This is a genomic window from Bdellovibrio sp., from assembly GCF_036384735.1.
Taxonomy (GTDB): Bacteria; Bdellovibrionota; Bdellovibrionia; order Bdellovibrionales; family Bdellovibrionaceae; genus Bdellovibrio.
Window position 1 is genome coordinate 48,315 of record NZ_DASVLT010000032.1, and the last position, 21,910, is coordinate 70,224.

General features: G+C 45.0%; 21 protein-coding genes. 11 read left to right on the forward strand and 10 right to left on the reverse strand.

Going from position 1 to position 21,910, the window contains the following annotated elements; translation table 11 throughout:
- Positions 1-143: 143 nt before the first annotated feature.
- The 3 genes from VF412_RS09045 to VF412_RS09055 are packed head-to-tail and all read left to right on the forward strand — an operon-like array spanning position 144 to position 4,901.
- Positions 144-407, forward strand: a complete 264-nt coding sequence (locus tag VF412_RS09045; protein ID WP_331338910.1) for a hypothetical protein — start codon at positions 144-146, stop codon at positions 405-407.
- Positions 408-459: 52 nt separating this feature from the next.
- Complete coding sequence (locus tag VF412_RS09050; RefSeq protein ID WP_331338911.1) at positions 460-3,654, forward strand: efflux RND transporter permease subunit; 3,195 nt, start codon at positions 460-462, stop codon at positions 3,652-3,654.
- Positions 3,651-4,901, forward strand: a complete 1,251-nt coding sequence (locus tag VF412_RS09055; RefSeq protein ID WP_331338912.1) for a TolC family protein — start codon at positions 3,651-3,653, stop codon at positions 4,899-4,901. Before VF412_RS09050 ends, VF412_RS09055 begins: the two co-directional genes overlap by 4 nt.
- Before the next feature lie 78 nt (positions 4,902-4,979).
- Here the strand turns inward: VF412_RS09055 and VF412_RS09060 are convergent, their stop codons facing one another.
- The 3 genes from VF412_RS09060 to VF412_RS09070 all read right to left on the reverse strand — a co-directional run bounded on the left by VF412_RS09060 (position 4,980) and on the right by VF412_RS09070 (position 8,126).
- A complete protein-coding gene (locus VF412_RS09060; protein ID WP_331338913.1) occupies positions 4,980-6,344 on the reverse strand; it encodes a hypothetical protein in 1,365 nt (454 codons plus the stop codon).
- Positions 6,345-6,559: 215 nt separating this feature from the next.
- Positions 6,560-6,901 (reverse strand): rhodanese-like domain-containing protein, encoded by a 342-nt coding sequence (locus tag VF412_RS09065; protein ID WP_331338914.1) that lies wholly within the window; start codon positions 6,899-6,901, stop codon positions 6,560-6,562.
- Between the two features lies 1 nt (position 6,902).
- Entirely contained in the window at positions 6,903-8,126 is a 1,224-nt protein-coding gene (locus tag VF412_RS09070; RefSeq protein ID WP_331338915.1) for an MFS transporter, read from the reverse strand.
- Positions 8,127-8,155: 29 nt separating this feature from the next.
- Between VF412_RS09070 and VF412_RS09075 the strand changes: the two genes are divergently transcribed.
- A complete protein-coding gene (locus tag VF412_RS09075; RefSeq protein ID WP_331338916.1) occupies positions 8,156-9,310 on the forward strand; it encodes a hypothetical protein in 1,155 nt (384 codons plus the stop codon).
- A 104-nt stretch (positions 9,311-9,414) separates the two neighbouring features.
- Here VF412_RS09075 and VF412_RS09080 read toward each other — a convergent pair whose 3' ends face one another.
- Genes VF412_RS09080 through VF412_RS09095 form a run of 4 tightly spaced genes read right to left on the reverse strand, consistent with a single transcriptional unit; the run spans position 9,415 to position 11,875 of the window.
- Complete coding sequence (locus VF412_RS09080) at positions 9,415-9,699, reverse strand: DUF167 domain-containing protein (protein WP_331338917.1); 285 nt, start codon at positions 9,697-9,699, stop codon at positions 9,415-9,417.
- 15 nt (positions 9,700-9,714) lie between these two features.
- Entirely contained in the window at positions 9,715-10,260 is a 546-nt protein-coding gene (locus VF412_RS09085) for a DivIVA domain-containing protein (protein WP_331338918.1), read from the reverse strand.
- Between the two features lie 60 nt (positions 10,261-10,320).
- Positions 10,321-11,148, reverse strand: a complete 828-nt coding sequence (locus tag VF412_RS09090) for a pyrroline-5-carboxylate reductase (RefSeq protein WP_331338919.1) — start codon at positions 11,146-11,148, stop codon at positions 10,321-10,323.
- 31 nt (positions 11,149-11,179) lie between these two features.
- Positions 11,180-11,875: a YggS family pyridoxal phosphate-dependent enzyme gene (locus VF412_RS09095; protein WP_331338920.1), complete on the reverse strand. Its 696-nt coding sequence runs from the start codon at positions 11,873-11,875 to the stop codon at positions 11,180-11,182.
- Positions 11,876-12,098: 223 nt separating this feature from the next.
- Between VF412_RS09095 and VF412_RS09100 the strand changes: the two genes are divergently transcribed.
- On the forward strand, positions 12,099-12,521 hold the full coding sequence (locus tag VF412_RS09100) for a transposase (RefSeq protein ID WP_331338921.1): 423 nt from the start codon (positions 12,099-12,101) through the stop codon (positions 12,519-12,521).
- Here the strand turns inward: VF412_RS09100 and VF412_RS09105 are convergent, their stop codons facing one another.
- Positions 12,522-13,409, reverse strand: coding sequence for a hypothetical protein (locus tag VF412_RS09105; RefSeq protein WP_331338922.1), 888 nt, complete (start codon positions 13,407-13,409; stop codon positions 12,522-12,524).
- Positions 13,410-13,563: 154 nt separating this feature from the next.
- Between VF412_RS09105 and VF412_RS09110 the strand changes: the two genes are divergently transcribed.
- Positions 13,564-14,556: a DUF748 domain-containing protein gene (locus tag VF412_RS09110; protein ID WP_331338923.1), complete on the forward strand. Its 993-nt coding sequence runs from the start codon at positions 13,564-13,566 to the stop codon at positions 14,554-14,556.
- Here VF412_RS09110 and VF412_RS09115 read toward each other — a convergent pair.
- Entirely contained in the window at positions 14,553-15,098 is a 546-nt protein-coding gene (locus tag VF412_RS09115; RefSeq protein WP_331338924.1) for a tetratricopeptide repeat protein, read from the reverse strand. The two genes, VF412_RS09110 and VF412_RS09115, sit on opposite strands and share 4 nt — an antisense overlap.
- Before the next feature lie 60 nt (positions 15,099-15,158).
- Positions 15,159-15,752, reverse strand: coding sequence for a Maf family protein (locus tag VF412_RS09120; protein ID WP_331338925.1), 594 nt, complete (start codon positions 15,750-15,752; stop codon positions 15,159-15,161).
- Between VF412_RS09120 and VF412_RS09125 the strand changes: the two genes are divergently transcribed.
- Genes VF412_RS09125 through VF412_RS09145 form a run of 5 tightly spaced genes read left to right on the forward strand, consistent with a single transcriptional unit; the run spans position 15,751 to position 21,910 of the window.
- A complete protein-coding gene (locus VF412_RS09125) occupies positions 15,751-16,689 on the forward strand; it encodes a type II secretion system F family protein (RefSeq protein ID WP_331338926.1) in 939 nt (312 codons plus the stop codon). The two genes, VF412_RS09120 and VF412_RS09125, sit on opposite strands and share 2 nt — an antisense overlap.
- Positions 16,689-17,039: a DUF192 domain-containing protein gene (locus VF412_RS09130; protein ID WP_331338927.1), complete on the forward strand. Its 351-nt coding sequence runs from the start codon at positions 16,689-16,691 to the stop codon at positions 17,037-17,039. Before VF412_RS09125 ends, VF412_RS09130 begins: the two co-directional genes overlap by 1 nt.
- The gene (locus VF412_RS09135) at positions 17,026-18,687 is read left to right on the forward strand and encodes an FHA domain-containing protein (RefSeq protein WP_331338928.1); all 1,662 of its coding nucleotides are present in this window, start codon (positions 17,026-17,028) and stop codon (positions 18,685-18,687) included. Before VF412_RS09130 ends, VF412_RS09135 begins: the two co-directional genes overlap by 14 nt.
- Entirely contained in the window at positions 18,684-19,841 is a 1,158-nt protein-coding gene (locus VF412_RS09140) for an FHA domain-containing protein (protein WP_331338929.1), read from the forward strand. Before VF412_RS09135 ends, VF412_RS09140 begins: the two co-directional genes overlap by 4 nt.
- On the forward strand, positions 19,841-21,910 hold the full coding sequence (locus tag VF412_RS09145; RefSeq protein ID WP_331338930.1) for an FHA domain-containing protein: 2,070 nt from the start codon (positions 19,841-19,843) through the stop codon (positions 21,908-21,910). Before VF412_RS09140 ends, VF412_RS09145 begins: the two co-directional genes overlap by 1 nt.

Genomic DNA, 21,910 nt, shown 5'->3' on the forward strand with positions numbered 1-21,910 from the left:
AAAAGATTCATAGCTTAGCGGGTATTATGACGGGTCGACGCATACTTAGTTTTTTAATTTTGTTTTTCTGCTGCATGTATTTCACCCATGTCGTGCCGTCGTCTCTTTATCTTTTCTCAATGCATCAGTCTTATAAAGGAGCTGTGGTTTCTACGGTCTCTCCTTTAAAAGAAATTCAGATGGATCCACATTCGCAAGTTTTAGCTCCATTTAAACGTCTCCGTAAGCGTCGCCACGGCGACCTTCAAGATCACCTGCAAAGACAAATTGGACCAATTGTCACAAAAATCGTGATTCCAAACCTGAATTTAGTTTTAAATCTTCCTCGTATAAATCTATTTATGGACTCGATTTCCGTTTTAAATGGAATTGAGCCGTCACCGCTTCTTCCTCCTCCAAAGGTTTAAACCCGTTAGAGTATTTTCTGAGTTGATGTTAGTTTAAATATTGGAGTTTTTTGTGAAAAAAGAAAATCAAGAGGGGCGCGGCCTGGCCTATTTTGCCGTGCGAAATCCTCATTTCATTCTAGTTTGTTGTCTTATGATTATCATTCTGGGGAGCTTGAGTTATGTCATGCTTCCTAAAGACTTGCTGCCTTCGGTAAAAATGCCGGCAGTTCAGATCTTATCTTTCTACCCGGGTATGCCCGTGGAGCACGTTGAGAACAATCTCACGGCCAGCTTCGAGATTTATACAGGGCAAGCCATTGGGGTGCAAAGACAAGAGTCGCGGTCTTTGAATGGTGTGAGTATCGTAAAGAACTACTTTTCGGAAGACGTGGATCTAAACACGGCTTTGGCTCAAACGACCTCGCTGGTGATGTCAGCTTTGCGTCGTTTGCCTCCGGGAACTCAGCCTCCATTGATTATGCCGTTTGACCCGACAGCTTCGGTTCCGATTGCGTTGGTTGCGGTCTCGGGTGATAAGCCTGAAAAAACGCTTTATGACTATGCTCGTTACAGCGTCAGAAACTCTGTTCAATCAACTCCGGGTGCGATGGCTCCAACTGTTATGGGTGGTAGTGAACGCCAGGTTGTCGTGTATTTGGATCGTGATAAGTTGACCAAATATAACTTCTCGCCGTTAGAAGTTTTAAATCAGATGACGAAACTTAATACGTTCATTCCGTCAGGTGACGTAAAAATTGGCAATACCGATTTTCAAATTAATAGTAACGGTCTTGCTCAAACAATTAAAGAGATGAACGACTTTCCAATGCGCTCGGGGAATGGAACTACCATTCTGCTGAATCAAATTGGTAAAGCGGAGGACTCTAAGAAAATTCAGACGAACTATGTGTTGATTGATGGAAAACCGCAAGTGTATGTGCCGGTGTATCGTCAGCCAGGTTCGAACACGATTCAAATCGTCGATGACGTGAAAAAAGCTGTCGATAAAATGAATCATGAAAACAAAGATATAAATCTGAAAGTGGTCAGTGACCAATCTAGCTTCGTTCGTAAAGCTATCGATTCGATCTCAGAAGAGGCTTTGATCGGTGGTGGTATGGCAGCGTTGCTTGTCTTACTATTCTTAGGAAGTTTCAGAGCGACTGTCGCGATTGCATTGTCGATTCCACTTTCATTCTTGTTTGCGTTCTTGGGTCTTCGCGCCGTAGGGCAGACCTTGAATGCCATGACTTTAGGTGGTTTGGCGTTGGCCGTGGGTGTATTGGTGGATAACTCGATCGTTGTGATCGAAAATATGTTCCATCACTTGGAACATAAGGTAAACCCATTAGATGCGTCCCTGAAGGGGGCCTCTGAAGTGGCCTTGCCTGTTTTGATCTCGACACTTTCGACATTGATCGTATTTACGCCAGTGTTGTTCTTGCAGGGTTTGGTGAAATATCTTTTCGCAGCTCTTGCATTGGCAGTTATCTTTGCGATGATCGCTTCATATTTCATTGCGATGACTGTGATTCCTCTTTACTCGTCCACGTTCATCAAAAAACTAGAGACTCCGAATCGTTTCTTCCATTTGATCAGCAGTGGTCTTCATAGACTTACTAAAATCTATGGGCATTTGATTTCTTGGTGTTTGAAAAGATCCGTGTGGATTGCTGGTGTTTTTGTTATTTGGCTGATCGGTGCTTTTGCATTGGCGCCAAAAGTAGGAACAGAGCTGTTCCCTAAAGCGGATGCCGGTGGTTTCGTCATGGAAGCCCGTTTGAAATCGGGAACTCGCCCTGAAAAATCCGTGGAATTTGCAAAAGAGCTGGAATCTAAAATCAGAACTTGGATTCCAAAAGAAGATCTTGAGATGGTGCTGATCAACGTAGGTGTTTACTACGGTTACCCAGCGGCATTTACTCCGAACTCGAGCTCGCAAGATATGTTCTTCAACGTTGAGTTGACTGAAAATCGTAAGCATACGTCCCAGTACTATGCTGAAGAGATTCGTAACCACTTGAAGAAGGAATATCCAGATTTGGAATATGGTTTCCAATTGGGTGGTCTATTGAGTTCGGCCTTGAACGGTGGATTGAAAGCTCCGTTGGATATTTCAATCATTGGTCCAAAATCAGAAAAAAGTATCGAGATTGCTAAATCTTTGAAATCGAAAATCGAGGGCTTGCAGGGTGCGCGCGACGTTCGTGTTGAAGAACGTTCCGATGCCCCAGAAATCCAGATTGACGTAAATCGTAAAGTGGCAGCAGAGATGGGACTTACTACGGATGAAGTTATCAAAAACGTAGTTAGTGCGGTAAGTAACAGTTCGAGCTTTAACTCAGCAATTTGGGTAGATCCAAACAGCGGTATTGACTATATGCTAGGTGTTCAATTCGATGAAAAGGAATTCGAAAGTTTGCAAGACCTTTTGAAAATTCCAATCACGGGTAGAAATCAAAGCCGTACTGTGACTTTAGATAAACTCGTCACTTTAAAACACGGTGAAGGTTTGACTGAAGTTAACCATGTGAACTTGAAGCCAGCGGCGAATGTTTTGGTCAACAACTATGGCCGTGATATTGGATCTTTGGCGTCTGATATTAAAAAAATCATCGCTAATGAAAAACTTCCTGAAGGCTATAGCATTGATGTACAAGGTGAATATTCGCAAATGACGGGATCCTTGTCATTGGTAGGCGGCGGCTTCGTCTTGGCGGTCGTCCTGGTCTATTTGCTTTTGGTTGTTCAATTCAGAAGCTGGAGCGTTCCGATGATCATCATTTCTGCGGTTCCACTGGGATTAAGCGGTATCGTGATCATGTTCTTCTTTACAAATACGTATTTCAGTATTCAGGCTGCGATGGGGGCGATCTTCCTGATTGGTATCGGGGTGTCGAACTCGGTATTGTTGCTTGAGTTCATCTTGAAGCGTATCGAGATGGGAACTCCATTTGAAGTGGCTATCATTGAGGGTGCGCAAGCTCGTCTTCGTCCAATTATGATGACAGCTCTAGCTGCAATCATGGGCTTGATCCCGATGGCAATTGGATTGGGAAAAGGTGCTGAAGCCAACGTCCCATTGGGACGTGCGGTTGTTGGCGGTCAGCTAATCGGTGTGCCGTTGATGTTGATTATGGTGCCTGTGCTATTCTATATTTTCGCTCCGGCGAAGTTTAGAGCTCATGTTGCGGTTAATGAGCACGAGCATACTCATGCAGAAGCCGAACAAGTGACCCTAGAAGGTGCAGAGGAAATCACATGAAAAAGTTAACGTTGATAACAGTAGCGTTGTTCTTCCCGCTGGGGAGTATGGCGAATGAAGTGAGTCTGAAGGATTTCCTGAGTCAAACTTGGAAGCAAAATCCTATTTCTGATATTTCACATTTGCAGGACCAGCAAGCAGACGAATTTAGCAAGGCTGCTTCCGGCAGATATATGCCGCATCTTTCGGCAGATGTGATTGATTCTTCAGGAATGCCTGGCTCGACATCGAGTTTACACGTGGGGGGGCTGATGGGCTCTCCTTATCGTAAAGGACTTGGTGCTGGAGTGATTTGGGATCAGTTGCTTTATGACTTTGGCAGAACAGACTCTTTGCTGAAAAAGTATAAGGCTGATGCAGATGTGGCCGAGGCTCGCTTGGCAAAAGAGAAATATGAATTTGTAGCCCGCTTGTCTTCCTTATATTTAGGATGCGCTCATGACCGTGCTCAGATTTCCAGTGACAATCATTTGATTCAGCTGGGTGAGTTGATCGCGCGTGAAACATCCAAAATGACGGATACGGGGCAAAAGACAATTGTCGATAGATCTTTGACTAAAATCGATTTGGATGACTTGAAGCTAGAGCTTTTTGACTTGAAAGAGTCATTGGCGCGCAACAATTCAGAAATGAAGCTATACAATCCGGGACAAGACTTACTATGCAGTGAACTTAGTGAGGCTCTGGCTCAGGATTCTTATAGTGATCTCAAAGTGAAGCCGCCAGAAGTGCTTCTGGCCCGGGCATCACATAATAGTGCTCAAGCTTTGATGGAAAGTGCCTCTGCAGAACAAAAGCCACTTCTATCTGCGACGGGCAGTTATGGTTATCTGCAAGATGATCGCCTGGTGAGTAAAGAAGATTATTCTGTTGGCGTCGGTCTGACATTCCCGTTCTATAACGGTGGTGAGGATCGTCACAAGGAAGCTGCATACCATTTATTGGCGCAAGCTCAGGATAAAGAGCTTCAATTTGCCATGACCGAGTTCAAAGTTCATATCGACAAATTGGATTCGCGAATTGCGCAGCTCAAGTCAGATCTGAGATCATTTGAAACCCAGTCGAATGATGCGGAAAAAACAATGAAAGTTGCCTTAAATCGCTACCTTCACTTACAAGGAAACTTAGTGGATGTGCGCGAATCTTTCAAACGTTTGAGATCCGCAGAGGCGGGACGTTTGAAAGTGACTGAAGATTTGGTCAGTGCTTCTTTAGAAAGAAGTATTCTTGATACTTCTGGCATGTAGAGCGATTGATTAGATGAAATGAAAAAGGCGAAGTTCCTTGTGGAAACTTCGCCTTTTTTTTGCATTTAGGAATAAATCCTAGAAGCGGAATAGAGCCGTGATTTGGTAACGGTCATTCTTAGGTTCTTCGCCATCACCGTAGTAATGAGTTGTTTGCTTAGAATACTCCAGACCTACGCGAACTTGACTTGTGAAATCGTGAATCGCATTGATGAAGTACATAGAGTCTTTGCTGATAAGTGTATTAGCACTACCAGTTCCCCAGTTAGTTGCATTGGCGAAATCGCCTACATTGCTAGCTTGAACTTCCATGTAACCCGCAGTCATGTAAGTTGACCATGAAGTTGGAAGTACATATTGCAAGCTCACGTTCCAAGTTTGAAGATTCAATAGTTGGAAGTTTCCGCTTCCATCGAAACCACCGTAACCTGCATCCAAGTTCGTATTGCCTGCAGCTGTAGCGCCGGGAGCACTTCCTGCAGAGAATGAAGACAATCCGCCTGACCAGTTAGGCAATGTATCTGCATAACCTTTACCGGCTGTGAACTCACCAGTGATTGTCAATGAGTTGCCTGGATCTTTTGCATCAGACGCAGGAATGATTGGGATCAAAGTATCCACAGAGATCGCTGTGCCGTTGGTATTGCTTGTTGAAGTGCTGCTCGCAGTACCTGTAGTAAACTGAGTGAATTTACCAGTGACACCAACGCTCAAAGATTCAAGCTTTGTGTCGCCGTATGTACCTGTGTAAGCCGTTTTTAAACCATCGAAGGACCAACGTGCACCGACGTTCAAAGTTGGCAAACTAGAATCACGTTGAACAGGTCTTTCTAATGAACCTGCAACTTGAAGCTTGTTGCTATCACCTAACATCATAGACTTCATAACCATGAACTGAAGGTTACGTTGGAACAGTTCACCAGGTCCAGGAGCCAGTGTGATAGTAGTTGGGAAGTAGTACGGTTGCCATCCAAACAGAGACCACGTTTGACCAGTCAAAATCTGCCAGCCATTTGATTCAGTACTCATGTACATGTGACGGATGCGAGGACCTGGGTTCTGACTGAATGCAGTTTCAGAGTTCGCACCGCCTGTTGGGCCTTGAGGTTGTGGATCGTAACCGAAGAAGTCGAACTCCATAACGCCTTTAGATTTCCAACCATTTGTTTCCGGAGCATAAACAGAGAAGTTCAAACGACTGTTTCGTCCAGAGAAGAATGTTCTGCCATTATCGCCGGCCATCGTTCCGCTACGTGCAACGCCCGCGTTTCCGATGATCTCTGTGAAACTGCGAGTAGAATCGTGAACATAGTCAGTTTCCACGAAACCACCCATTGTCACTTTCCAATCGTCTTTATCCATAAGTGTAACAGCAGCGTGAGCCGTCGTTACATTGAAAAGGGAAAGTGCAATAGCAGCAGTTCCCAGAAGTCGTCTTTTCATTGTTGCCTCCGTAAGGTAATTGTTTTCGACGAAAAAAAGTTTTCTTTCGCCTTAAGGCTAGCAAAGAAAAATCGTGGAGAAAAACAGATTTCTAACAAGATTACTTTAGGTCCTGTTGTATTTTTGAATCTAAACAAAGAAATGGTGTAGGTGTTTTTTTGGAAAGCTCTGTCCCTCGCATTTGATGTCGAGGAACGTTGCATATATATAAGGCACTAAAGATTCTCTTCGAGCTTCTCTTTTTCAAGACCGTTTAATCCGCCACGAACGTGATGAGCATTGAGGAAACCCGCAGCCTCTAAGGTTGCCACAATGTTTTTTGCACGAGAACCATCTTGATCAATAACAACTATTGCGAAGTGAGGAGGAAGTTTTTTAGCTTGGACAAGTTCCACAACATTATTTTCGTCCGCAGAAACGCTCACATTGGCAAGATGCATGGCTTCGACGCTTTTATACCAAGTGCTGAGGTCCACCCCCAGGTTGACTAAGATAAAAGGAATGCGGCCGCGAACAAGATTATTGAATTGGAAGTAGCCAATTTCTGTAATGTCCATGTTATGCCTCTGCCTTTTTCGCATGTTCAGGAATCAATTTATAATTTATAAGGACGATGACGAAACCGATAAATGCCAAAGCACCTGATGTCCAAAATGGGGCTGTGATTGCCAGTGATCCGTAAAGAGCTCCGCCAATTGCAGGTCCCAAAATACGTCCTAAAGAAGCCATACTTTGTGTCACGCCCATGGCAACACCTTGCTCTTTTGCGTCCGTTAAAACGCTGATGCTTCCTAAAGTTGCTGGATTAGTCAGGCCGTTACCCAATGAAAGAAGAGTCATCGTCACTGCCATCAGGCCAATGTTAGGTGCGATGGCAATACCGGTGATTCCCAACGCCAAAAGCAAAATTCCTAAACGCATGACCTTGCGTTCGCCCCATTTGGGTAAAAGACGACGAACTAAGAAACCTTGAGTGAAGACGATGATAATGCCGATGTAGGCAAACCCGAAGCTGACTTGTTTTACATCCCAGTGAAACTTCTCTCCCATGAAAAGAATCAACGTAGCTTCCATTCCTGACATTGCCAAAGATGACAAAAGGAAGACGGTCATCAATGCGCCCACAGTTTTTGTGTTCAAATAGTGCCACATAACAGAGAGGCGTTTCTTTTTCTCAGCAGATTCGCTTTTTTCGGATAAAGATTCTTTCAAGTATTTCAAACCGAAAAGGAAATTTATCAAACACAAACCTGCCACCCATAAGAAGGCGAAGGACGTGTCGAAGTGAGGAGCTTGATTGATATGATGACCCCATACTGCAAGACCGCCACCAAGTGCCGGTCCCACGACAAATCCCAAACCAAAAGCGGCACCAATCAAAGCCATCCCTTTTGAGCGTTCATGTTTTGGAGTGATATCTGAAATGTAGGCCGACGCTGTTGAGAGACTTGCGCCGAAGAAGCCTGCAAGTATGCGAGCGACGAAAAGCCATTCCAATGTGCGGGCCCATGCAAATAAAAGGTAAGACAGACCTTCGCACAACAAGCAGAACAGCAGGATAGGTCGACGACCTAATCGATCACTCAAACGCCCCCAGAATGGAGAAAACAAAAATTGCATCGCTGAATAGACAGAAAGAAGCAATCCCGTTTGGAACGCCGTCGCACCGAAGTTGCGGCTTAAAAGAGGAATGATGGGAATAACCACACCAAAGCCTACAAGGTAAAGGAAAACGGTGAAAAAGATGATGGCCAGTTGTGATTTGTTTGATGTCGTGGTCATAGGGTTGTTATTATTAGGAAGTTATGAAAATGGCAAATAATCTTCAGCGTTTGACGTCGGTCGTTCTAGGGCTTTTTCTGCTTTCTTCTGCAGCCAATGCCTTTGATAACTATAAAGAGTTTAAAAGAGATCATTGGGATTTCGAATTGGGGACTCAATTCTTTTATTCAGAAGCCAATTACGTGAATATGGGCACGGGAACCACGAGTTTGACGAGTGGAAATCATTATCAGCTTCTCGATGTGGATTTTAGCACTCGCTATATTTTTAAAGATTGGTCTCTTTTTGCTGAAGGAACGATGAGTAATGCAGAAAGTAAGAATTCTGTGGCGACTCGCACCAATAGTACGTTGACCCAAGCTCTTTTGGGTATGGATTTTATGATGTACGATGGCTACCTTCAGCTCGTTCCAGAGTTAGCGGCTTTAGTTCCATTTCAAAAAATTAGCACTTCGGATGACCAAGTTCTTAATTCCGAAGGAGTTTTTGAGGCTTGGGCTCGTATCACTGCGCAAAAGGATTTTGGCAAAGCACGCATTTATGGTTGGTTGGGGCTTGATTATCGCGGCGAGGGCCGCTCATATCTGATGCCGTGGGGTGTTGGTCTGCAGGGGAAGTTCTCGCAGTTTAAACTTGGCGCTGAACTTTACGGATCTCAAAGTATCACTGACGATACGGATACTAGTAACAAAACAATCCGCAATGCTTATTTGAATCAAGTCGATGCAGAATCTTATAAGTTCTATTCCGTCAATCCATCCATTGTAGATACGATGCTGTATGCGACTTGGAGTATGACTCCGGCGTGGAGTGTCCAAGTGAATGGTGGTGCGACAGTGGCAGGTGAAAATGCAGCTGCGGGATACCACGTCGGTGGATTTATTCGCTACAGTTTTGATTTGGCTGCGGGCTACGTTCCTCCGGATCGCTATGAACCAGTTCACAATGCTGTTCCTGAAGGAAAATCAAACATGTATCAGCAAGACTCAGAATTGAGTTCCGATAAAAAAGTAAAACGCTTCCGCGAGCAAACAGATGATGGCGTGGATCAGAATCTTTTCAAGCCGGCTCCGACAAAACGTCAAGTGAAGCCGAAGACAGTCGACGATGAACTTCAACAGCAAATGAACGATACGGAATTCCAGATCGAGTTAAAACAAGATCGTAAAAAGAAAAGTCCATAAGTGAAAGGCGGGAAAACCCGCCTTTTTTATTGGATGATGGTTCTTAAAATGTAAAGACGACTTTGCTTTCATAGAGTCCTCTTTGGATGGCTTTGCGAGCGCGCTTAAATCAATCCTAAAACTTCTTGAGCTACCTGTGCAGTGACACCTGATAATTCGACGGTTTTATTGCGGCCGGTTTCCCCGCGAATAATTGTGATGTCGCGTTTGGGAATATCAAAAACATCAGAAAGAAATTCGATCAGACATTCATTGGCTTTGCCATCAATGGGTGGGGCAGTGATTTTAATTTTAAGAAGTCCGTTGTGAGAACCCACAACTTCATTTTTAGAAGACTTAGGCTGAATGAAAAGGTGGAGTCGAACTCCACCTTTTACGGTCTCAATCATGTGAGTTGTGAACGACTATTCAGCAGACAACGGAGATACATTTGTTGATCTGCCATTGTTGTTGCCATTTGTGTTGTTCACGATGTTGTGATTTGGAAGCGCTGCTTGCGGCATGTATTTTTCGCCTTGTTCAAGCAAAGACAAGTGAGCTTGTGCTAGTGCTTTCAAGTTTGCTTCAAACTGCATGCGCGCACGTTTCAACTCAGTCACTTCTTGATACATTTTTTTCAATGAATCACGAGAATCGCGAGTGATGATCTCCGCTTTTTGTTGAGCGTCGGCGATAATTAATTTCGCCTCACGTTCAGCATCTTGGCGGAGACGGTCAGCCATTTGAGTTGCTGTTTGAATTGTCTCTTTCAGAACTTGATCGCGATCTTTATATTCCATCAAAGAAAGTTCTTTTTCGCGAAGGCCTTCTTTCAAAGCATTGCGTTCTTGAATTAGAGACTCCATTTGGCCGGCGATTTGTTGAAGAAAGTCATTCACTTCATCAGCGTCCAAACCCATCATCTTTTTTCCAAAAGATTTGTGAGCGATATCAATAGGAGTAATTTTCATTTTGTTCCTCCTTGAACAATATGAATTAAGAATAAAGGGCGAGTCTGCTTAAGAGCAAGACTATTTGATTTCTCTGGCCATTTCTTTGTTTCTCATCGCGGCCTTTTCAAAGCTGATGCGAAGAGCGCGTTCGATTTCAAGCTCGCGCATAGACTGAAGTCCAGCTGCCGTTACACCTTTCTTAGAGGTGACACGGGCTTGAAGGTCCTCAACGTTTTCGCGAGCTTGAGCTGCCAGCAAAGAAGCACCTACAAAGGTTTCAATTGTCATCATGCGCGCTTCTTCGATTGAAAAGCCATGTTCTTCAATCCAGTCCTGCCAGTACATCATCATTTCAAAAACAAATCCTGTCCCGCTTGAGCAGGAAATCATCAAAGCCTCAAACTGATCTTCGTCAGCCACTTTGATCACCCGGCCCAGGGGGGCGAAAAGATCTTCAACAGTGCTTTCCAAGGCATCATCTTCGTCATCATTCAAAAGATAGCCAATCACGCCGCGACCAATAAGTGACGGAGTGTTTGGCATCACACGAGCAAGACGAGCTCCATTGAGGAATCTTTCCAGTTTTTCCATGCGAATCCCCGCAGCGACACTGATGACGATTTTGTTTTCGTCAAAAGCACGTCCTACAGGTTCAAGAGCTGACAAAAGATCCTGAGGCTTCACCGCCAAGATAATGATGTCGCATTTATCGATCAGCTCTTCATTGTTAGTCAGAGTATTGATTTGGTATTGCTCTTTGAGTTTGATTAATTTTCCCTCAGAGCGATTGGTTGCATAAATATGATTTGCAGGTATTCCGCCTTCAATAAGGCCTTTAAGCATGGCTTGAGCCATATTTCCCGCACCCAAGAATCCGATTTTTTGCGCTTTCAACAGTGGGTTCATGGAGTAGCTCCTATACGTTCTAGGATCAAGTCTACCTTTTGACAGGGCGTTCGCCAAATAAAATAGTCCCAAGACGCACGATGGTTGCGCCCTCTTCAATGGCGACTAAATAATCGTGGCTGGTGCCCATTGACAGCTCAGTCATGGGGTGAGTGTTGGCATCGGCTTGTTTTTTAAGCTGTTCGCGCAATTCGCGCAGTTCCCTAAAGTAAGGACGTACTTCCTCGCCAGTTTCGGTTAGTGGTGGCATGGTCATTAAGCCAAAAATCTTTAAACCTGGAAGTTTTATCAATTCAGCCCATTGCTGAGTCACTGTGGATTTATCAAAACCGCTTTTTGTTTCTTCCTCGGCCAGATTTACTTGAATCAGAATGTTTTGCTCCACTTTCTTAGCTTCGCACTGGCGACTGAGTGTTTGGGCAAGTTCAAGGCTGTCGACCGAATGAATCAGATGGAATTTTCCCACGACATATTTTGCTTTGTTCTTTTGAAGGTGGCCAATGAGATGCCACTCGATATCTTTTAAATCAGCAAGCTGTTCGATTTTATCCAAAGCTTCCTGAACATAGTTTTCACCGAAGCGACGTTGGCCTTGGTTGTAAAGGTCACGAATCTTTTCCACCGGCTGAAGTTTTGAAACAGCCAATAGCTTTGTTGAACCGATTTCCGAAAGAATTTTTTCCAGCGACATATCAGACAAGCTAGCACCGGCAAAACGTGTGGTCACGACTTTATTTATGTCAGGAAAATGACAAAATAAATACCATCGCTACTTTTCTGTTGACGATGTGAAATGACGGTCTTTTAATTGATGTATGCGCAGCTCCTCCCTTAAAAGCGTGCAAGCCATTTCTCAGGACCCTCGGCTGCGGATTATGAAGCAGTTCGGGGGTACGCTCTTAAAAAAGAGTCATGCGAAGATTGCTCGCCCTATATCGACAAAACATGCGATGCATGTTGTATTGCGCTCGTCTCAGGCTCGGGGCGAGTGGTCCATGCGTGCGCATAAAAATCGGAAGCATATTGAAAATATTTTGAAAGCTCAGGCCCAACGTTTTGGCGTGAAGCTTTTAGAATTCGCCAATGGCGGCGATCATTTGCAGATGGTTTTAAGAATCCCAGATCGAGATTCGTTTCATTCCTTCTTGCGGACTGTTTCTGGAATGATTGCGATGAAGGTGTCCGATTCTGCAAAGACTCGGGCCTTGAAGACTAAATTTTGGGATTTTAGACCCTGGACCCGAGTGGTTGAGTGGACCCAAGGGGTTTCGCTTGCGGTTGACGATTTGATTCATCAGCACCTGGAAAAAATTGGATTGATATTGAATTTACCACGGGATTATCACCGTTACTTCAAGGAAGCTCCGGCCTGATTATTTGCAAAGTCCGTAGTTTTGAATGTTTTGTCGGATTTCAAGATAGATTTTCTTTTTTGATTTAGGTTGAAGAACTTCCCAGTAAGCTTTGTTGCTGAAAAGTTGACCTTCGCGACCCATTTGATCGTTCAGCATCGACATCGTACATTTAATGCTTGTTTCGCCTTGTCTGCCGTCACCATTACGGCAACCAGCTGGAGAGTAAACTTTTTCGTGGCCGTTGTGGAGCTGATAAAGGCCTACAAGAGTTCCGTTTGGCCCGCCATGCAAAGGTGGATTGATACGGCATGAACTTTCATGATTCGCCATCGCTGCTAGAATTACGACCCAAAGACCTTGTTTGCCTTCACGAGAAAGTTGATCGTAGCCAGGGCAAAGTTGCTTGATATCAGAAGATCCACGCATCATCTCGTCATAATTATTGGAAGCTAATTCTGAGTTGATTAGATTGCCCCACTTGCCATAGGAAGATCCGGCCGCGAATTTCACACACCCGTCGGACCAATTCATTTTGGAATTCACGTCAGCGACAGCTTGCGCCTCACTTCCACTGATGACGGCATTGCGCAGATCTCGTGCATCGGCGGCGTTGCGATCTAAATTTGAGGCAGGCAATGAGCATTCGACACAGTTACTTGCTTCACTTTGCCCTGATGTGAGGGATCCGGCAAGGGAAGGGGAAGCCGCAAGAAGAATGAGTAGTGATGCAAGGTACTTCGTAACTGGTTTCATATCAAAGAAACAATTCACTGATAGTGCCACGTTCAAAGCGAAACAGTTCAATTTCAGACGGGTAATGATGTCAATCTCTCGAGAGAGTGACGAAAAAAGGTCTTTAGTCTCAGTTTGAGATGCAGGCCAGTGAGCAGTCGCAGAGATTTTCATTCGCCGATGTTAGAAGCCAAGATGCTGCATGTTGAAAAAATCTTGTCGCGATCAACACTATTAATAGATGAAACTGTCGAGCAAGATTCTTCTTCTGGTGATGGCATTTGTGGTTCTATTCAGAATCTCCCTCCCATTTTCTCTGCGATATGCCGTGAACAAATACTTAGGTCATCTTGAAAATTATTCGGCTCATGTCGACGACGTTGGTCTTTCTTTTTATAAAGGTTCGTACACTTTGTCAGGCTTACGCATTTGGAAGAAGGACCGTGCAGAAATTCAAACGTTTATAAATGTACCGAAGCTTGAGGTTTCGCTGCTATCTCATTTAGCCATTGATAAGAAGTGGTTTGTCGGGGTTGATATTTATGAGCCCCGGTTGCAGGTAATCGATAGTGTTCTTCCAAGTCATCAGCAGTTCGGCGAATCGTTACCTTGGTGCGAGATTTTGAATAGACTTGTGATTTTAAATATCGAGAGTCTGCGAGTCAGAGATGGCATTCTTCTTTTCCAAAATTATGATTATCGCAAGCCCGTGCAAATCAGTGTTAGTAAAATCAATGTCTCTGCCATCAATATTCATAACACGGAAGGCGTCAGAAAAAGTTTGCCCAGTCGATTGAACTTTTCTGCCTTAGTGCAGCGAGGAGCCTGGCTCAGGGGGAGTTTTGATTTTAATGGATCAACCAGTCTGCCATCATTTTATGGACAGATTCGCTTGGATGATTTTCAGCTGACTCGAATGAATAATGTCTTCATTTTGTATGGGCCGTATTCGTTTCGCTTAGGCAGTGTGAGTTTGTTTTCACGCATCTTTGTGAATAGTGGAAATATCCGCGGTTATCTGACGCCCTTTCTGCAAAATATCGATGCGGTGAAGATGCTTTGGAACAATCGTATTTCGCAAGGCTATCTCGCGGATGCGGTAAAGGCTTTCGGCGGAATTGTTTTGGATAATCACACGACGCAGAGACTCAAAGGTCGACGTTATGCATTTCAAGGACAGATGGTGGCGGGAGAGGAGCCTTGGAAAAACTTTTGGTCCACGATTCGCAACGGATTCATTCCGATTTATCCAAAGAAGCCAATTGCGATGAAAAAGAAACATATCGTTGCAGAACAAATTCAAGAGCTGGATAACGATTAATTCATTCTCTGTAAGGTCGCTTGCAAAGACGATTTGGCCGATTCAATTTGATCTTTCGGCGCGTTGCGCGCTTCGCGTAGGATCAGCGCCTTTTCGAAGCACTCTCTGGCCTTAGAGAATTTCATTTGATCGAAGTAGTTTTTTCCGGCGTGTTGCCAGATAAAATCATTCAGATGTTCCATGTCAGAGGTTCGTGCTAAATCCAAAAGTTCTTCGAAAAGCGGATTGCTTTGTTCAAAGCGGCATTGCCACTGATAAACATGGGCCAAACGGATTTGCGCTGAAACTTTTAGACGCACATCCAATGAGTGTCGCTCGATAACGTCAATGGCTTTTAGTAAATAATCACGGGCTTCATCGAGATGTCGCAAGATTCGAAGATATGTTCCAATCTCGCCCAGGATACGCACACGTTCGAGAGGGTTCTGTACAGTGTTCAGCGCACTTTTTCGTTCATGAACGTACAGATCCATGTCGCTGGGATTATCAGCAACTTCGTGCAGATTCTCGTCGAAGTGATAGTTGAGATCGTACCTGTCCATTAAGCTTAATTATATCAGGTTTATAAATTTTCATCTAGCTGAGGGGCTTCAAAATCTATTTTAGGATTCCATTTGTAACGCAAAGTTGGAAAGCATTTCGCGGACGAGTTGCATCGGTAGTCCCACCACATTATCAAAAGGGCCTTCGAACTTTTCCACGAATTTTCCCCCGAGACCTTGGATGCCGTAAGCTCCGGCTTTGTCCATAGGCTCTCCGGTTTCAATGTAGGTCCAGATTTCATCATCGGAAAGTTTTTTGAAAAAAATTTTTGTCGTCTCAATTCGAGACAGCTCTTTGTTTTCAGGTCCCTCGATCATGCAGACCGCAGTTTTCACTTCATGATAATTCCCAGACAAAAGTTTTAAGATTCTAAATGCGTCAGCACGATCTTGAGGTTTTCCTAGGGGACCGCCGCCAAAAATGACCTCTGTGTCGGCGGAAATGAGGATAAAGCCCTCTGGGTGACTAGCCAACAGTCGAGGGAAGGCGGCCCTCGCTTTACGTCTGGCGATGTCCAAAATCTGCTCGTTCACATTCAGGTTTTTGTCAGGAATTTCCGATACTTTAAGTGATGCCACGTCGAATGAAAAACCAGCTTCGGTGAGGAGTTGTTTTCTGCGTGGTGACTCGGATGCCAAAATGATTGGTTTCATGAGTTCACTTGAACACAAAGAGGCGAAAATGGGAAGTGCAGAGTTAATGCTCATTCTAGGATTGCTACTCGCAGGGGTGGCGGTCTTCCTATTTGTCAGTTCGATCTTCGCAAGCAATGCAGACAAAGCGCAACTTTCATGGGCTAACAATGATGAGCCGGTGAAATCCAAAAATCCGATCATCAATTTCTCGCGCCCATTAGTGCATCAGTTCACATTGCAACATGCTTTGAGAATTCGCAGTGAAGCGTATCGCAAGAAGGTCCGCAAGTTCATTAAGACTGCGGGTCTTTCCATGGAACTGAACGAAGATGAATTCATCGGCTTGCAACTTCTTTGGGGAGTGATGTTCCCGATCTTCTTATTGATCATGAACTTCTCGCTGCAATTAGGTTTATCGCCATTCATGTGTATCGGTGTGGGCTTGATTGGATTTTATCTTCCGCAGATTCACTCGAAGGGTGAAAAGAAGCGCAGGGAAATTTCTGTTCGCGCAGACCTGCCGTTCTTTATTGATCTTTTGGCATTGTCTGTGGAAGCGGGTTTGGATTTCTTCTCGGCGATTCAAAAGATCGTAGATAAATCAAAAGGCACGGACAGCGTTTTGGCGGATGAGCTTGCGATTGTTTTGAAGGACATCAAAATCGGTGCTTCGAAAACACAAGCTTTGAAGGATATGGCTGAACGTTTGGATATGAACGAAATCACAAGTTTCGTTGCAGTGCTCGTGGATGCAGAGGCAACAGGGGCTAGTATTTCCCAGGTCTTGAAGGACCAATCGGAACAAATGCGTCTTGAACGATTTGTTCGAGCGGAAAAGGCCGGCGCCCGCGCTTCACAAACTATTTTGATTCCGCTGATGTTGTTCATCTTGCCTGCGGTTTTCATCATGGTGTTTGGTCCGGTGGCGGTTTCATTTATGTATGGTGGAAAATAATGATGGCAGTTTTGGAAAGTAAGACCACAAATCAAAAGCTTGTGCCGAACTTAGAAGTTGCAAAGGACTTCTGGAGTCGCGGCAAAGGCCTTTTAGGCAGAAAAGATCTGCCTGAAAGCCAAGCATTGTGGATTCATCGCTGCAATAGCATTCACACATGCTTCATGCAGTTTTCCATCGACTGTGTATTTGTAGATAAGAATTTGAAAGTGAAAGCGATCTATCAAGATGTTAAGCCGTGGCGCTTGGTCCTTCCAGTATGGGGGGCAAGCTCGGTCATCGAGATGGCGTCAGGTACTAGCAGCAAGTTAAAGATCAACGTGGGAGATCAACTCTATGTGGGCGCTTAGAGTTTTAACCGGTCCTCAAGCCGGACAAATCTTAACACTGAAGATGGGGCGAAACGTGATCGGTCGTGCCCCTAATTGTGATGTGAAAATCACAAGTGGTGGTGTTTCGAAAGAACACAGTGAAATCACCGTTTATAAAGATAAGATCGTTGTGACCGATTTAAAATCCAGCAACGGCACTTTCTTAAATGGTATCCGCATGCAAACGGGTATTATGCGCTTAGGTGATAAGCTAGGTATTCATGATGTTTTGGTCGATGTGATTCCAGCGCCGGATGCAAGAGCCCAAGCTCCGCGCCCACAACAACCGTCTCCGCAAGCGCCGATGCCATATTATGGCGGAGGTGCGGCTCCTCAAATGCAGCCGCAAATGTATCAGCAACCTCAATATGGTCAGATGCCTCAAGGCATGCCGCAACCGATGGCTTCAATGCCAGGCGCGGCACCTGCGCCAGCTCCGGCATATAGCCCAGGTGGTTTCAAAGCTGTGATGGAAAAAGTCACAGAGTACATTGATAGAGTGGCATTGCCAGGAGTTTACAAGCTTCCAACATTGATCGAATTCAAAATGGTCTTGTTGGGCTTTGTGATTCTATTTATTTTCATTACGACTCTTCTTTCAATGATCCCAATGGTAGCGATTTCTCGAGCCAGCATCATCAATGAAAGTAAGCGTCGTGCGGCTTCCATCGCGCGCTCTGTGGCAACACTGAATCAATCAGCGTTGTTGCAGAACAGCTATTCCTCTTTGACCACAGCGCAAGCGGAATCTGAAGACGGCGTGAAGCAAGTTTTGATTGTGCAACAATCTGACGGGATGATTTTAGCTCCGGCGACTCGTGCGGGAACAACGCCTGATCTTCCGTTTGTCCACGTGGCTCGCAGAGAAATGCGTCCTCAATCTGTTGAAGTGGATTCTTCAACGATTGGCGCAAGTTTTCCAATTGGTTTGTTCGATCCAAACACGGGTGAACAAACCGTGAAAGCCCATGCCATTGTTCTTTACGACATTGGAAGTCTTGCTTTTGACGACGGTCGTGCCATCAGTTTGTTCATGCAAACGTTGGTGATTGCGACTCTGGTGGGATTGCTGGTGTACTTCTTTATGTACAAGCTGATCGAGTATCCAATTGCAAGTTTGAATACACAACTTGATACCGCGATGAGGGAGAAAAAAGACAGCACAGAAGTGGACTTCATCTTCCCGGCTTTCCAGGCTTTGGTTGGCAACATCAATAGTTTGCTCACTCGCGCTGCCAACGGTGTTCGCGATGAAGCTAATGGCGGAAACTTTGTTAACAAAGATGGTGAAGCTGAAAATCTGGTGCAGATGATTGGCTTCCCGGCGGTGGCTATTGCGAAGGATGGTCGTCTGATTGCTTGCAGTCCTTCGTTTGCGCAAGTGGCACATGCAGAGCTCTCTGCTTTGCAAGGGCAAATGTATACAGCGATTCCAGATGCGGCTCTTCAACAGAATATTGAACACCTTGTCGGTAAAAGCCGCGAGAATCCTCGTGTGATTCATACGGATCAATTGGAGTTCAGCGGTCACTTGTGCATCTTAAGTTGCCAAGCGATGAGTTCTGCGCCGAATGACGTGGATTATTACTTGATCACAGTGTCGCCTACTGACGGAGGTGCATCGTGAGTGCAGCCCCTCGTGTGAAAGACGCTTTGAAATTCGAAATTGAAGTGACGAGAGGGCCCCACATTGGTCTTCGTCTGGAGTTCAAGAAGGGCTCGGCAACAATTGGCCGTGGTCCCGAGAATGATATTGTTCTTTCAGGTGACCCTAGGGTGAGCCGTCAACACGCTGAAATTAAACAGCGTGGAAATGAATTTGTGGTCGTCAATTTGAGTTCTAAAAACTTTATCCTTTTGGATGGAGAGAACGTTCAATCCGAGGTTATAAAAAAAGACTCGGTGATTCAAATTGGTGAGACAGAAATTCGTGTGATGTCGGACGTCTTCAATGAAGCTCCGGCAGCTGCACCATCTGCGAAGTCCAACAGTCCGTTCACTCCGGTCGTAGCTCCTGTTTTCACTCCGCCGCAACCAAAGCCGCAGGTGCCACCAGCAACGATGTCATCGAACTCACAAATGCCCGCATTCCAACAGCCTGGAATGCCTCCGGTGATGCCGAATCCATCGATGCCGCCGTCGATGCCACAAGGTGGAATGGGCTATGGTGGTTATCAAGCTCCACCGGCGTCAGGGCCCGTGCGTTCTGCGGGAGCTGGTGGCGGAAGTTTATTGCAAAACCCACGAGCTCGTTTCTATGGAATTATCGCTATCGTTGGTTTGGTCGCGTGGTTCTTCCTTTCGGGTGGTGGCAATAAGGCGAACAAAGATCCAAATGCCATTCGTACCTCAGTTATTTCATTGCAAGATGTGGCCGATGCGGAAAAGCGTACCCAGGAATTGATGAATCTTAAGAAAGACAAGTATGACTCTGTTCAATATCGGAGAGCCCAGGAAAATTTCATTCGTGGTTTTCGCGATTTTCAACAAGGTCAATATGCTCGTGCTAGAGAGGCTTTCCAGGTCGTGTTGAACTTGGACCCTGATAATGAACTAGCGAAACGCTATTATAATTTGTCGAAAATTAAATTTGATGAGTTTGTGAAGTTCAACATGATTCAAGGCAACCGTTACAGAGAAAAACGCAACTGGCGTATGTGTCAGTCCAATTATTCCAACGTAATGACGATGCTACAAAATCGTAAGGACGATCCAACGTTCAAAGAAGCCAAGCAGTATTATGAAGAGTGCAGCTTGAATGTTGAGACGGGGAGATTCTAATGGCTCGTCTAAAAGTCCGCCTTCGTGGCAAAACAGTTTATGACGTAGCTTTGACGGAGGACCGCTCTTATGTGGCGGGCCGTAAAGAAGACTGCGATATCGTCTTGCAACCAGAAAAAGGCATCTCACGCGAGCACTTTAAACTTTCCTATGTCGGCGGGTCGTGGACAGTTGAAGTGGTCTCTCGCTATGGCGACGTCATGCAAAATGGCGAAAAAGTCCGTCAGATTCCCTTGGAGCATGGCTCTTTGTTCGCAGTGCCTCCGTATGAATTTGAATATATCGCGACGGCGGATGTAGGCCCCGTGGCTGAAGATCCGATGCCTATGGCGGCAGCTTCTTCGGACGCTGAAGGGTCGATGAATTTACCAGCGGTGCAATCAGCTCCAGCCGTGGATTTCGAAGGTAGCGAAGAAAAAACTGTGATTGGTGTAGCACCAACGGCTGCTTACATCAAAATGACTGACAACCAAGGTGAAGTGAAAGAGATGATCCGTCTTGATGCCGGTGATTCTTGGGTGGCGGGTCGTGATCCCTCTTGCCACATTCATATTCGCGATCAACGAGTCAGTCGCCGTCAATTTGAAATTCGTCGCGCAGGTTCGCAATATCACATTATCGATCTTGGCAGTGTGAATGGAACTTTGGTGAACGGAAGTCCCATTTCATCGTCAGATCCAACGCCCGTGAAAAGCGGAGACGCGATCTCTGTTTTAGATAATTATCTTTATTTCGAACTTCATGATGCCAATTTCCAAAGTCGTTTGGAGATGGTGAATGTGGCTCCGCCGAATCCATTGATGCCAGTTTCGTCAGATATTATGCCAATGGAATATCAGCAACAGATGCCTCAAGAAATGGTTCCTTATCAGGGAGCTATGGCACCAATGCCATATCAGCCAAATTATCCCATGGGCATGCCTCAACAAATGGGCGGTCCTATGCCGGCTCCTGTTGCGACAGGGAAATTTGATTATAAAAAACACAGACCGAAAATTATTGCCGGTGCTGTGCTTTTGATAGCTGTGGCTTGGCTGTTCAGTGGAGATAAAAAAGATGCGCAAAAACCTTTGGCAGGATCTGCGGGCTCTGGTGTGGCCGCCCCGGGTTCGCCGCAAGATGCGTTTAATAAATTGAAACCGGAACAGCAAGTGCTAGTTCGTCAGCGCTATAAAGATGCTAAGAACTTGTACATGGCTGGTAAGTATCAGCTTGCTCAGGATGAAATCGTCAAGATTCGTGAACTTGTTCCTGACTACGAAGATTTGAAGGAGATCGAGCGTCTTTCTAAAGAGGCAATGTTCATCCAACAACAACAACGTCGTCAGGAAGAGATTGAAAAAGCAAAAGCTGAAGCAGAAGAGAAAATCTTAAAACAAGTGGCCGAGTGCCAGAAGAAAGTGAATCCTAATATCACTGAAGGTGAGATTGATGATTGCTTAAGCTCTGTGATGCAGTTTAATCCGGATCATCCAAAGATCAATGAGTTGAAAATGCAAGTACAGGCTCTTGTAACTGCTCGTAATTTGAAGGCAGAGGAAAAGGCGGCTTATCAAGAAAGAGTAGCGAAATTGAGAGCGATCTATAGCAAGGCCGAAACAGTTCATAAGACAGCCAAAAATCCTTTGGATGTGATTGCTGCTTATGAAAGGGTTCTGGATTCAAAGCTGCCAGATCCAAATGGCTTAAAGAGTCAGTCGCAAAGAAATATTGCTTCGATTCGCCAGATGATGAATACAAAAACAGCGAGCCTCCAAGCAGAGGCTGATAAGCTATATTCATCGCAAAATCTAAAAGGAGCGATTCTGGCTTTGCGTAAAGCTCGTCAGATAGATCCTAACAATGACGAGATTCAACCGAAGATTGACAAGATGACGACAGAGCTTCGTAAGCAGATGATGACCATCTATCAAGAGGGCATCTTGGAGGAAAGCTTTGGTAACGTCGAAGGCGGCGAAGCGAAAGCTGGTGCCAAGGACAAATGGAAGAAGATCTTGGATCTCGATATTTCAGACGGCGAGTACTACAAAAAAGCTTACATCAAGCTTAAAAAGTACGGGGCATTATAG